The 12,400-nt window shown below is 61.6% G+C and carries 12 protein-coding genes; 8 read left to right on the top strand and 4 right to left on the bottom strand.

The genetic code is table 11. From position 1 onward, the window contains the following. Window positions 1-75 precede the first annotated feature (75 nt). A complete protein-coding gene (locus ACL9RI_RS16955; protein ID WP_422727683.1) occupies window positions 76-1,035 on the top strand; it encodes a TerC family protein in 960 nt (319 codons plus the stop codon). Window positions 1,036-1,059: 24 nt separating this feature from the next. After that, window positions 1,060-1,470 carry a TerB family tellurite resistance protein gene (locus ACL9RI_RS16950; RefSeq protein ID WP_422727682.1) on the top strand — a complete coding sequence of 137 codons (411 nt, stop codon included), beginning with the start codon at window positions 1,060-1,062 and terminating at the stop codon, window positions 1,468-1,470. Here ACL9RI_RS16950 and ACL9RI_RS16945 read toward each other — a convergent pair whose 3' ends face one another. Together ACL9RI_RS16945 and ACL9RI_RS16940 are read right to left on the bottom strand one after the other, a co-directional pair. Further along, window positions 1,471-1,824, bottom strand: coding sequence for a YnfA family protein (locus ACL9RI_RS16945; protein WP_422727681.1), 354 nt, complete (start codon window positions 1,822-1,824; stop codon window positions 1,471-1,473). Between the two features lie 43 nt (window positions 1,825-1,867). Continuing rightward, the gene (locus ACL9RI_RS16940; RefSeq protein ID WP_422727680.1) at window positions 1,868-3,025 is read right to left on the bottom strand and encodes a sugar diacid recognition domain-containing protein; all 1,158 of its coding nucleotides are present in this window, start codon (window positions 3,023-3,025) and stop codon (window positions 1,868-1,870) included. A 144-nt stretch (window positions 3,026-3,169) separates the two neighbouring features. Between ACL9RI_RS16940 and ACL9RI_RS16935 the strand changes: the two genes are divergently transcribed. Both ACL9RI_RS16935 and ACL9RI_RS16930 read left to right on the top strand, forming a co-directional pair. Continuing rightward, window positions 3,170-4,486, top strand: coding sequence for an MFS transporter (locus tag ACL9RI_RS16935; protein ID WP_422727679.1), 1,317 nt, complete (start codon window positions 3,170-3,172; stop codon window positions 4,484-4,486). Between the two features lie 21 nt (window positions 4,487-4,507). Then, window positions 4,508-5,776 carry a glycerate kinase type-2 family protein gene (locus ACL9RI_RS16930; protein WP_422727894.1) on the top strand — a complete coding sequence of 423 codons (1,269 nt, stop codon included), beginning with the start codon at window positions 4,508-4,510 and terminating at the stop codon, window positions 5,774-5,776. A 43-nt stretch (window positions 5,777-5,819) separates the two neighbouring features. Here the strand turns inward: ACL9RI_RS16930 and ACL9RI_RS16925 are convergent, their stop codons facing one another. Continuing rightward, complete coding sequence (locus ACL9RI_RS16925; RefSeq protein WP_422727678.1) at window positions 5,820-6,833, bottom strand: zinc-binding alcohol dehydrogenase family protein; 1,014 nt, start codon at window positions 6,831-6,833, stop codon at window positions 5,820-5,822. A 107-nt stretch (window positions 6,834-6,940) separates the two neighbouring features. Between ACL9RI_RS16925 and ACL9RI_RS16920 the strand changes: the two genes are divergently transcribed. The 4 genes from ACL9RI_RS16920 (at window position 6,941) to ACL9RI_RS16905 (ending at window position 11,908) form a co-directional block, all read left to right on the top strand. Continuing rightward, the gene (locus tag ACL9RI_RS16920; RefSeq protein ID WP_422727677.1) at window positions 6,941-7,855 is read left to right on the top strand and encodes a LysR family transcriptional regulator; all 915 of its coding nucleotides are present in this window, start codon (window positions 6,941-6,943) and stop codon (window positions 7,853-7,855) included. A gap of 99 nt (window positions 7,856-7,954) precedes the next feature. Beyond that, window positions 7,955-9,496, top strand: coding sequence for a DUF1800 domain-containing protein (locus tag ACL9RI_RS16915; protein ID WP_422727676.1), 1,542 nt, complete (start codon window positions 7,955-7,957; stop codon window positions 9,494-9,496). 9 nt (window positions 9,497-9,505) lie between these two features. Next, a complete protein-coding gene (locus ACL9RI_RS16910) occupies window positions 9,506-10,696 on the top strand; it encodes a DUF1501 domain-containing protein (protein WP_422727675.1) in 1,191 nt (396 codons plus the stop codon). A gap of 93 nt (window positions 10,697-10,789) precedes the next feature. Continuing rightward, window positions 10,790-11,908 (top strand): AI-2E family transporter, encoded by a 1,119-nt coding sequence (locus ACL9RI_RS16905; RefSeq protein ID WP_422727674.1) that lies wholly within the window; start codon window positions 10,790-10,792, stop codon window positions 11,906-11,908. A gap of 93 nt (window positions 11,909-12,001) precedes the next feature. On the opposite strand, the gene ACL9RI_RS16900 is transcribed toward ACL9RI_RS16905, so the two are convergent. After that, window positions 12,002-12,226 carry a hypothetical protein gene (locus tag ACL9RI_RS16900; protein WP_183676844.1) on the bottom strand — a complete coding sequence of 75 codons (225 nt, stop codon included), beginning with the start codon at window positions 12,224-12,226 and terminating at the stop codon, window positions 12,002-12,004. Window positions 12,227-12,400 lie beyond the last annotated feature (174 nt).

Here is a 12,400-nt window from a genome sequence, read left to right as displayed (position 1 = left end):
TATTCGATTTGTTCGATGTGTTATTTGCTCCTATGATGGCTGCTTGATATGACTAAATAGAAGAGGAGGTGGTGGATGAACGGCCTGGAAAGTATTGCAACAGCGCCCGTCTGGGCCGGCTTTATCGCCTTCGTGCTGCTGATGCTGGCGCTGGATTTGTTTGTGTTCGGCGGCAACAAGGCGCACAAGGTCAGTATCAAGGAAGCGGCGATCTGGTCGCTGGTGTGGGTCGGCATGGCGCTGACTTTTAATGGTGGCCTGTGGTGGTATCTGAACGGCACGGTCGGGCCTGAAGTCGCCAATCAAAAGGCGCTGGAATTCTTTTCCGGTTACCTGATCGAGAAAGCGCTGTCGGTCGACAATGTGTTCGTGTTCCTGCTGATCTTTGGCGCCTTCCAGATCCCGGTCCAGTACCAGCGCCGGGTCTTGATTTACGGCGTGTTCGGGGCCATCGTGATGCGCGCCGTGATGATCATGGCGGGCGCCTGGGTGGTCAGTGAATTCAGCTGGGTGCTGTACCTGTTTGGCGCTTTCTTATTGATCACCGGCATGCGCATGCTGGTGGCGGCCGATGCCGAGCCGGACGTCGCCAACAACCCCGTGCTGCGCTTTGCCCGGCGTCATTTGCGGGTGGCCGAGGGCGATCACGGCGAACGGTTTACGGTGAGCAAGGGCGGCTTGCTGTATGTCACGCCGCTGTTCCTGGTATTGATTTTGATCGAGGTGACGGACCTGGTGTTTGCCGTCGATTCGATCCCCGCCATCTTCGCCATCACGACCGATCCGTTCATCGTGTTCACCTCGAACCTGTTTGCCATCCTCGGTTTGCGGGCCCTGTATTTCCTGCTGGTCGATGTGGCGGAACGCTTCCATCTGCTCAAGTATGGCCTGGCGATGGTGCTGGTGTTTATCGGCGCAAAGATGTTGATCATGCCGTGGTACCACGTGCCGGTGCAAGCTTCGCTGGTCGTGGTGGCGGTGCTGATCGCGGCAAGTTGTGTGGCGAGCGTATGGATACGCCGCAGTGACAAGTAAATGTGAACTTAACTGGAAGGAATGATGATGCGTACGTATGCGGTAAATAGCCCCCAGGCAGCGGGGCGGCTGCTGGCCTTGATGATGATCGTGGACGGCAACCTGGCCAGCTCGGAATTGCAGGCTTTGCAGCACAGCAGGATCCTCGACCATATCGAGATGGATGTGCCTGAATTCCAGCGTTTGCTGCAAGAGTTGTGCGACGACATGCTGACGGCGAGCGCCACGGTGAATGGCGCGGTACAGCTGAGCAACCCCGTGATCGACAACCTGCTGGCCGAGATTGCCGATCCGGATTTGCGCCGCAAGCTCTTGCACGCCATGTGGAAGATCGCCGATGCCGACGGCTGGCTGGCCGATGGCGAAGCGGTCTTGCTGACGCGCGCCAGCAATGCCTGGTCGGCGGAAACCAACTTCCACCGGCATACGCGTTGATCAGGCGGTCTTGCTGCCCAGGGCAATCACGGCCGAGCCAGCCAGGGCCAGGCCCACGCCGGCAATATCGGTCCAGGCTGGCGTGACGCCATCGACCAGCCACAGCCAGCCCAGCGCGGTGGCGATATAGATGGCGCCATAGGTGGCATAGACCCGGCCGCTGGCGGCCGGGTGCAGGGTCAGCAGCCAGACGAAGGCCAGCAGGCTGAGGGCGGCCGGCAGCAGCAGCCAGGCGCTGCCCTTGTTGCTGAGCCACAGCATGGGCAGGTAGCAGCCCAGCAGTTCAGCGATGGCCGTGACGGTGAAAAGGCCGAAGGTGCGGGCCAGGGAAGTCCATTCCAGGGTTGCTGACATCGTGTTCCTGTTATTAAAAATTAAAGTTAAAGCGTGATTGTAATTAATTGAGCTGCAGGGCGACATATAAGAGTAGCCGGTCATCCGTATCATCGAGGTCCAGCCCCGTCAGTTCGGCAATCTTTTGCAGCCGGTAATCGAGGGTGTTCCGATGGATATGCAAAGCCCTGGCGGTGGCCGTCGCGTGGCTGTGGTGGCGGAACCAGGCCGCCAGGGTACGCATCAGGGCGCCCGACTTGCGGTCGTGCTGCAATAAACGGGACAGCGTCTGGCGTAACTGCTCGGCTTGCCAACCGTCTTGCAGGCCCGACAGCAGCACCGGCAAGCTCAGGTCCAGGTAGGAAAACACGCGCTGCTCATGACTGCTGTCGCGCGCGCGGCCCACGCGCGCCGTCTGCTTGGCCGATTGATACGAGGCCGTGGCGCCGTCCAGGCCCGGCAGGGCCACGCCCATGGCCAGGGTGCACGGCGATTGCAGCGATGATTGCGCCACCTGCTGCAATTCCACTAGCCGCTTTTGCGCCAGCGCCGCGCGCGGCTGCTGCGGCCCGGCAACAGGAAAGGCTTCCAGTATTACCAGTTCGCCGGGCGAGACGACGGCCGTCAGCAGCTCGGGCCAGCGCTGCGCCAGCGCGGCCTGCACTTGCTGCAGCTCGCCCAGCACTTGTTCCAGGCGCTCGCCGAAGTCCTGTACTTCCAGCACGAACATGGCGCGCGCCTGACGCAAGTCCAGCGCCAGGCGCGCCGCCCAGGCTTGCATGCTGGTATCGGGGATGCCGGTGCGGTAGACCAGCTGGAACAGGAATTCCTCGCGATAACGTTTTTCATGCTGCAACTCGCTGACCAGCTGGGCTTGCTCAAGCATCATTTCCGCCATCACGCGCACCAGCTCACCGAACTGGCGCACGGCATCCGGCTCGCCCGTCAAGCCGACCACGCCGCAGATCTCGCCGCGCAGCATCAGCGGTAAATTGATGCCCGGCTTGGCGCCGGGCAGCTTGCTGGCCGCCACCGCATCGATTTCCACGCTGGCCCGCCGCGCCAGCGCCAGTTGCGCACCCGGATGCAGGTCGCCGATGCGTTCGGGACTGCCGCTGGCCAGGATCACGCCGCGGACATCGATCACGTTCACCTTGAAGGGCATGATGTGCATGGTGCGCTGGACGATGTCCTGTGCCAGGGAAGTATCAATGGTCAGCATGGTGTGGTTTTGGATTTTTTATGCGTTTGCACAATAATTTATCTGTATGAATATTCTTTTTCATGCATCTGCACGATGACGGTAAGTGACGGCGATTGTACGATGGCCTGAGCAGATTCCATAAAAAATACACCGGAGACACGCATGGCCCCCATTCAAGGCGCAGTCACAGCCACAGACCAGGTGCGCGCAGGCGCTTACCGCAAGGTCACCTTGCACCTGATACCGTTCATCTTCATTTGCTACCTGTTCAATTACCTGGACCGTGTCAACGTGGGCTTTGCCAAGCTGCAAATGCTCGACGCCTTGCAGTGGAGCGAAAGCGTGTACGGCCTGGGCGCCGGCATCTTCTTTATCGGCTACGTCGCCAGCGGCGTGCCCAGCAACTTGCTGCTGCACAAGCTGGGCGCGCGCAAGGTCATCGGCACCCTGATGATCGCCTGGGGCATCGCTTCGGCGTGTTTGATGTTCGTCACCACGCCGTCCGCCTTTTATATCTTGCGCTTTATCACCGGCATGTTCGAGGCGGGTTTCTTCCCCGGCATCGTGCTGTATTTTACGAACTGGTATCCGGCCTCGCGCCGTGGCCGCATCATGGGCCTGTTCATGTCGGCGATTCCCATTTCCGGCTTGCTGGGCAGCCCCTTGTCGGGCTGGATGATGGAATTCTTTGCCGACCATCACGGCCTGGCCGGCTGGCAATGGATGTTCTTGCTGCAAGGCATACCGACCGTCGTGCTGGGCTTGCTGGTGTATGTGCTGCTCAATGACGGCATTCCTCAAGCCAAGTGGCTGAGCACGGAAGAAAAGCGCTTGCTGCTGGCCGACCTGGAAGACGATGAACGCCAGCGCCGCGCCGGCGCCAATACGGTCGACAGCTTTGCCAGCGTCTTGAAAAATGGCCAGGTGTGGATGCTGGGCCTGGTGTATTTCTGCATCCAGATGGGTGTTTACGCGATCAATTTCTGGCTGCCCACCATCGTCAAGTCGCTCGGTTACGCCAGCCCCGTCACGGTGGGCTGGATCAGCGCGATTCCGTACTTGTGCGCCAGCATCTTCATGATCTGGGTGGGCCGTTCGGCCGACCGCCACAAGGAACGCCGCTGGCACTTGAGCGGCCCGCTGCTGATGGCGCTGTGCGGCCTGATGCTGGCCACGCAAGCGCATGGCAACGTGGTGATCGCCATCATCGGCCTGTCGCTGGCCACCATGGGCGTCTTGTCCGGCTTGCCCATGTTCTGGCCCTTGCCGACCGCCTTTTTGGGCAGCGCGGCAGCCGCCGGTGGCTTGGCCTTGATCAACTCGCTGGGCCAGATCGCCGGTTTCGTCAGCCCCTTCCTGGTCGGCTGGATCAAGGATGCGACGGGCAGCACCGACGTGGCCCTGTATATTTTGTCGGCCGTGCTCTTGCTGGGCGCCATGCTGGTGCTGCGCGTGCCGGCCAAGACCGTCAACCGTTAATCAGTGTCGCAGGGATCCATGATGAGCACTCCACAAGCCTTGCTGAAAGCCATGTTCAGCGCCGCCATCGAGGCGGCGCAACCGTCGCACTGCGTGCCGCCCCATCTGCCGCCCGTGCCCAAGGGGCGCCTGATCGTGATCGGCGCCGGCAAGGCCTCGGCCGCCATGGCGCAGGCCGTGGAGCAGCACTGGCCGGGGCCATTGTCGGGCCTGGTCGTCACGCGCTACGGTTACGCCGTGCCGTGCCAGCGCATCGAAATTGCGGAAGCGGCGCACCCGGTGCCCGACGCGGCCGGCATGGACGCGGCGCGCCGCATCCTGGCGCTGGTCAGCAATTTGAGTCCCGACGATACCGTGCTGTGCCTGATTTCGGGCGGCGGCTCATCGTTGCTGGCGCTGCCGCTCGATGGCGTCACCCTGGAAGACAAGCAAGCCCTGAACCGGGCCTTGCTGGTGTCGGGCGCCAATATCGGTGAAATGAATTGCGTGCGCCGTCACTTGTCGGCGATCAAGGGCGGCCGCCTGGCCGCTGCCTGTTATCCTGCAAAAGTGGTGACCCTGGCGATATCGGACGTGCCTGGCGACAAGCTGGGCGATATCGCGTCCGGCCCCACCGTGGGCGACGCCACCACCTGCGCCGATGCGCTGGCGATTGTGCGCCGTTATGGGATTGTGTTACCGGACAGCATACGCGCCGTGCTGGAAAGCGGCCGCGGCGAATCGGTCAAGCCCGAAGATCCGCGCCTGGCCAATACGCACACCACCCTGATCGCCACGCCGCAAATGGCGCTGGAAGCGGCCGCTGGCGTGGCGCGCGCGGCCGGCGTCACGCCCTATATCCTGGGCGACAGCCTGGAAGGCGAGGCGCGCGAGGTGGGCAAGGTGATGGCGGGCATGGCCCAGCAAGCGGCGCGCCGCGGCCAGCCGTTTGCGGCTCCCTGCGTCTTGTTGTCGGGCGGTGAAACCACCGTCACCGTGCGCGGCACCGGCCGTGGCGGGCGCAACGTGGAATTCCTGCTGGCCCTGGGCATTGCGCTCGACGGCGAAGCGAACGTGTTTGCGCTGGCGGGCGACACGGATGGCGTCGATGGCCAGGAAGATATCGCCGGCGCGGTATTGGCGCCAGACACCCTGCAGCGCGCCTGGTCGCTGGGCATCAAGCCCCGCGACAGCCTGGACGACAACGACGGCCACGGCTTCTTCCAGGCGCTGGGCGACGCCGTGATCACGGGGCCGACCTTGACCAACGTCAATGATTTCAGGGCTGTTTTGGTTACTGCATCACATTAAATAAGCAGAGTAAATAAGTTCATGGTCGTTTTTGCGCTTGGGGTTAAAACCCTTCCAGCACGATCTTGCCCTTGGCCGTATTGCTTTCCAATAGAGCGTGCGCGCGTTTCAGGTTGGCCGCGTTGATGGCGCCGAAGCGTTCGGCCACCGTGGTCTTGATGGTGCCCGCGTCGACCAGTTGCGCCAGTTCGTCGAGCAATTCATGCTGCTTGATCATGTCCGGCGTCTGGAACAGGGAACGGGTAAACATCAGTTCCCAGTGCAGCGAGACGCTCTTGCCCTTTAACTTGCGCACGTCGATGTGCTCGGGGTCGTCGATCAGGGCGAACTTGCCTTGCGGCGCGATCAGTTCCACGATCTGCTCGAAATGGCTGTCGGTCTGGTTCAGGCTGATCACATAATCGACGGGCGGCAAGCCCAGGCGCGTGATTTCAGCGGCCAGCGGCTGGCTATGGTCGATCACGTGGTGCGCGCCCAATTCCGTCACCCAGGCCGACGTATCGGCCCGCGAGGCCGTGCCGATGATGGTCAGCCCGGTCAGTTGGCGTGCCAGTTGCACCAGTACCGAACCGACGCCGCCAGCGGCGCCGATGACCAGCAGGGACTTGCCGGCGAGATTTTTGTCGCGGCTGATCTGCAGGCGCTCGAACAGCAATTCCCAGGCGGTAATCGCCGTCAGCGGCAGCGCAGCGGCGGGAGCGAAATCGAGGCTGGCCGGCATATGGCCGACGATGCGCTCGTCGACCAGCTGGAATTCGCTATTGCTGCCCGGGCGGTTGATGGCGCCTGCATACCAGACCTTGTCGCCCACCTTGAACAGGCTGACGTCCGGGCCGACAGCGGTGACGACACCGGCCGCATCCCAGCCCAGCACTTCCGGCTGGCCGTCTTTCGGCTGGCGGTTCTTGCGCACCTTGGCATCGACCGGGTTGACGGAAATGGCGTGCACGGCCACCAGCAAGTCGCGGCCCGTGGCGACAGGCGTGGGCAGCTCGATGTCGAGCAGGGCGTCGGCATCGGTGATGGGCAGGCTGTGATGGTAGGCAATCGCTTTCATGGGGGTGTCCTTGGCTAAGAGAAAAGTGTAGATGACGTATGATGGTTTCTTTTCTTTCAAAGAAAAAGATGGCACGTACCGAAACACTTTCAAAGGAATCCTGAAAATTGCTGAGACTCGATGACTTGCAGGTATTCGTCTGCACGGCCGACCGGGGCAGCCTGTCGGCGGCTGCGCGCGAGGTGGGCATTTCGCCTGCGCTGGCCAGCGCCGCCGTCAAGCGCCTGGAAGGGGAGTTGGGGCTGCGCCTGCTAGCCCGCACCACGCGTTCCTTGAGCCTGACGCCGGAAGGCACGCAATATATCGAGCATGCCAGGGAAGCGCTGCGGGTGCTGCGCGCGGGCCGCGACGCCTTGCTGGCGGACAAGGACAGTTTCGGCGGAACCTTGAAAATCGCCATGCCGTCGGACCTGGGCCGCAATACCATGCTGGGCTGGCTCGATGCGTTTCAGCTGCGCCATCCCAAGCTGCATTACCAGCTCAGCGTCAGCGACCGGGTGGCCGATATGGTGCGCCAGCAAGTCGATATTGCCCTGCGCTACGGGCAGCAAGATGATTCCACCATGATCGCCATGCCGATTGCGCCCGCCAATGACCGGGTGCTGGTGGCGTCCCCGGCCTATGTGCGTGAACATGGCCCGTTGCTGTCGGTGGAAGACTTGCAGTATCACAACTGCCTGTGCTTTGCGCTGGAAGACGGCTTGCATGACCGCTGGACGTTTTACCGCTTGCCGCAACGCGAGCAGGTGACCGTGCAAGTGCGCGGCAACCGCAGCGCCGACGATGCCGACCTGGTACGCCGCTGGGCCGTGGCCGGCCTGGGCATCGCCTATAAATCGCGGCTCGATTTGTCGGCCGACCTGGCCGCCGGCCGCCTGCAAGTGCTGCTGCCCGAGGTGGCGGGCGAGCCGACGCCCTTGCACCTGGTCTGCACGCACCGGGCACAGGTGACGCCGCTGGTGTTGCAGTTGCGCGACTTTTTGCGCGAACAGTGTGCTGCCGTGGCTACAAACTTGCTTTAAAAATATTATTGATTACATCTCGTTGCAAATGGCAATCATGCGCAGGTCAACCGGAGAGTACGCTCGTGCATTCTGGTTGAAACCGCTTGAAGGATCGCCATGTTCAACACCCGCCTGTTTTCCGCCACCCTGATGTCCTCGGCCTTGCTGGCCGGCTGCGCCACCACGCCGCCGCCGGCAGCCGTGCCTGTGCAGGCAGATAATCCTGCGCACAGTATTGCCATGTTGGAACGTATCAGCTGGGGCGTGAATGGCAGCAGCGTGCGCCAGATGCAGCGTGAAGGCTGGGATCGCTACTTGCAGGAACAATTGCATCCAGGTAAAGTGGTCTTGCCGGCCAGCATACAGGCGCAGATCGACGCCATGACCATCAGCCAGTTGCCGCTCGATCAATTGGTGATGAATATCGAGCAGCGCCGCAAGGATGCCAGCGCGGTGGCCGACGATGCCGCCAAGCAGCAGGCGCAGCAGGAATATCAGCAGGAAATGAACCGCCTGGCCCGCGAAGCGGCCACACGCTCGCTGTTGCTCGATGTGTATGCGCCGAATCAGTTGCAGCAGCAGATGAGCTGGTTCTGGCTCAACCATTTCAGCGTGCACCAGGGCAAGCATAACCTGCGCGCGATGGTCGGCGATTACGAAGTCAACGCCATCACGCCGCATGCACTGGGCAAGTTCCGCGACTTGCTGTCGGCCACCGTCCACCATCCCGCCATGCTGCGTTATCTGGACAACGAGGCCAATGCCGTCAACCGCATCAATGAAAACTATGCGCGCGAACTGATGGAGCTGCACACCCTGGGCGTGAACGGCGGCTACAGCCAGAAGGATGTGCAGGAACTGGCGCGCATCCTGACCGGCGTGGGCGTCAACCTGGGCAGGGATACGCCAAGGGTCAAACCGGCGCTGCAAGCGCAATACGTGCGTCGGGGCTTGTTTGAATTCAACCCTAACCGCCACGACTATGGCGACAAGCAATTCCTGGGGCAAACAGTGAAAGGGCGCGGCCTGGCCGAGCTGGACGAAGCGCTGGACCGCCTCAGCCGCAGTCCTGCCACGGCCCATTTCATCAGTGCCAAGCTGGCCCAGTATTTTGTGGGCGACACGCCGCCCGAAACCCTGGTGGAACGGATGGCGCAAACTTTCCAGCGCAGCGACGGCTTGATCTCCGCCGTGCTGCAAACCATGTTTTCCAGCAAGGAATTCCAGCAATCCCTGGGCCACAAGTTCAAGGACCCGATGCAATACGTGGTGTCGGCCGTGCGTCTCAGTTATGACGACAAGCCCATCCTGAATGCGGGGCCGATGCTGAACTGGCTGTCGCGCATGGGCGAATCCCTGTACGGACGCCAGACGCCTGATGGTTATCCCCTGATTGAAAGCGCCTGGGCCAGTCCGGGGCAAATGACGACGCGTTTTGAAATTGCCCGCACCATCGGTTCGGGCAGCGCCGGCCTGTTCAAGACGGATGGCCCACAGCCGCAAGAGAAAATGGCCTTCCCGCAATTATCGAACGCCCTGTATTTCCAGTCGCTGCAAGCCACCCTGAGTCCGGCCACCCGCCAGGCGCTGGACCAGGCGGCCTCGCCGCAGGAATGGAACACTTTCTTGCTGTCCTCCCCAGAGATGATGCACCGCTAAAGGATAATCATGAAACGCCGTGATCTGTTAAAAGCGCTGGCCGCCGCGCCCCTGTTCAGCCATGCGGGCAATTTATTGGCCGCGCCCGCCACGAATGCCAAGCTGCTGTTTGTCTTCTTGCGGGGCGGTTATGACGCCAACAACCTGCTGGTGCCGATCGGCAGCGATTTTTATTATGCTGCCCGGCCCAATATCGCCATTCCCCGGCCCGGCGCAGACAATGGCGCGCTGGCCCTGAACGCCGACTGGGCGCTGCATCCTGCCTTGCGCGACACCATTTATCCCCTGTTCAATAGCGGCGAAGCAGCCTTTGTGCCGTTTGCGGGCACGACCGACTTGACGCGCAGCCATTTTGAAACGCAGGACACGATCGAGCTGGGGCAAAGCCTCGATGGGCGCCGCGATTTCCGCTCGGGCTTCATGAACCGGCTGGCGCAAAGCTTGAATGGCGACAAGACCAGTCGCGCCATTTCCTTTACCGACCAGTTGCCGCTGATCTTCCAGGGCGGCGTGCAAGTGCCGAACATGGCGCTGCGCTCGCTGGGCAAGTCCGGTATCGATGAGCGGCAAAGCAGGATTATTGCCGCCATGTACCAGAACACCGCTTTGCAAAAGCCTGTCAGCGAAGGCTTTGTCGTGCGCGACGATGTGATGAAGGAACTGAGCGGCGAGATGCAGGCGGCTAACCGCAACGCCATCAGTACCAAGGGTTTCGCACTCGAGGCGCAGCGCATCGCCAAGCTCATGAAAGACAAGTACAACATCGGCTTTGTCGACGTGGGTGGTTGGGATACGCACGTGGGGCAGGGCGCCGGCACCGGTTACCTGGCGGGGCGTTTCGATGAACTGGGACGCGGTTTATCGGCGTTTTCGCAGGAAATGGGCAGCGAATGGCGCAATACGGTGGTGGTGGTGGTCAGCGAATTTGGCCGCACCTTCCGCGAAAACGGTAACCGGGGCACGGACCACGGCCATGGCAGCGTGTTCTGGGTGCTGGGCGGCGGCATCCGCGGCAAGCAGGTGGCGGGTGAGCAAGTGGCCATCAGCCAGCCGAATCTGTTCCAGAACCGCGACATGCCAGTGCTCAATGAATATCGGGCCGTACTGGGTGGCTTGCTGCAGCGCACCTTCAGCCTGAGCACGGCCCAGCTCGATCACGTGTTTGCGGGCGCCAAACCGGTGCAGCTGGGGCTGGTGTAGCATGCCCGTGTTACGCTACGCCTGCGCGATCGTCGCGTAGCATAGCTTAACTTTAGCCGGTTTTTTTTGGATGCCGGGCATGAATGGATGTATATGAGCGATACCCAGCGCGATATTCAGCGAGATATCGTCAGCGCAGGCTTTTCCCTGGCCCTGATCGCCTTGACGGCGTTTGTGATGCAGCGCTTTTTCCTGCCGCTGGTGTGGGCCGGCATTTTATGCGTGGCGACCTGGCCTTTATATGTGCGGATGCGCGCCGCGCTGGGCCAGCGTCCCATCATCGCGGCCGCCTTGCTGACCCTGGCCTCGGCCTGCATCTTCATCATCCCCGTGTTGTTCGGCCTGGCGCAAGCGGCGCGCGAAATGCCCGTGCTGGCCAACTTTGTCGTCAATGCCAATATGAATGGCTTGCCCGTGCCTGGCTGGGTGGCGAACATTCCCCTGGCCGGCAGCGCCATCAGTGATTGGTGGCAAGCCACCCTGAGCCAGCCGCATGGATTGGGCCATCTGCTGGCGGGCGGCGCCGTGGGCGGTTTTCATTCGGCGCGCGATATCTTGCGCGTCTTCGGCACCGACGTGTTTCACCGCCTGGTCGATTTCGGCCTGGCTTTTTTGTGCCTGTTTTTCTTTTACAAGGATGGCGAAGCGCTGACGCGCCAGATCACCGCCTTGGGCAGCCATTTCCTGCGTCCGGAACGCTGGGGCCGTTATGCGCAAAAAGTGCCGACCGCCATCCGCGCCACCGTCAATGGCCTGGTGCTGGTGGGTCTGGCCGAAGGCGCGCTGATCGGCGTGGCGTATGTGATCACGGACTTGCCATCGCCCGTACTGTGGGCGTTTGCCACCGGCATCCTGGCCATCATCCCCTTCGGCGCACCGCTGGCCTATCTGTGCGCCGCCGCCTTGCTGCTGGTGCAGGGCAGTGTGGGCGGCGCCATTGGCGTAGCCGTCTGGGGCACCGTGGTGCTGTTCGTGGCGGACCATTTCGTGCGCCCGGGGATGATCGGCAACGCTACCCGCCTGCCCTTCCTGGCCGTCCTGTTCGGTATCCTGGGCGGCGTGGAAACCCTGGGACTGGTGGGCCTGTTTATCGGCCCGGTCGTGATGGTGCTCTTCGTTACCCTGTGGTACGAGGCCAACGTGTTTGACCTGGCGCCAGTTGCTGCACATCAAACACCTGCCAGCCCGGCCGCACCGGAACGCACGCAGTAATGAGGGGTCGGTCATGCGCTGTTGCTGCTGACCGGTACTGGTGCGTGATGAAAGCGGCCGGGTGGGGGTGTGGCTTTCTCGATGAAAACCCGCTTAATGCGCCTTGGACAGGATGAGGAGCCAGCGGCGCATCAGCAGCACTTCAACATACCCCGGCTCGATGCCCGTGCCGCACTCGATCAGGGGATTGACCGTGTAATAGCGCTTGCGGAAGTCGCGGCAGACGAGGATTTCGCGCTTGCCCATGCGGACCAGGAAAGAGCTTGGAGCATATTCCAGGCCGAAACGTGGGCCAAAACCGCTATTCAATGTTGCCATGACAATTCCTTTGAGGGAGATGTGTTGAACGAGTCATCAGAATAGCATAACTACTGTATGAAAACACAGCTACTGTATGAATAAACAGTGCTTTTTTCTTTTTTGTGGTTTTTTCGATCCACCAGCAATCGCCAGTTTGCTGCACAAGCATGACATGGGAGTGACACGAGGATG

It is taken from the genome of Janthinobacterium sp. Mn2066, from assembly GCF_049319705.1.
Lineage (GTDB): Bacteria > Pseudomonadota > Gammaproteobacteria > Burkholderiales > Burkholderiaceae_D > Janthinobacterium.
This window is presented reverse-complemented; position numbering and strand designations above follow the sequence as displayed.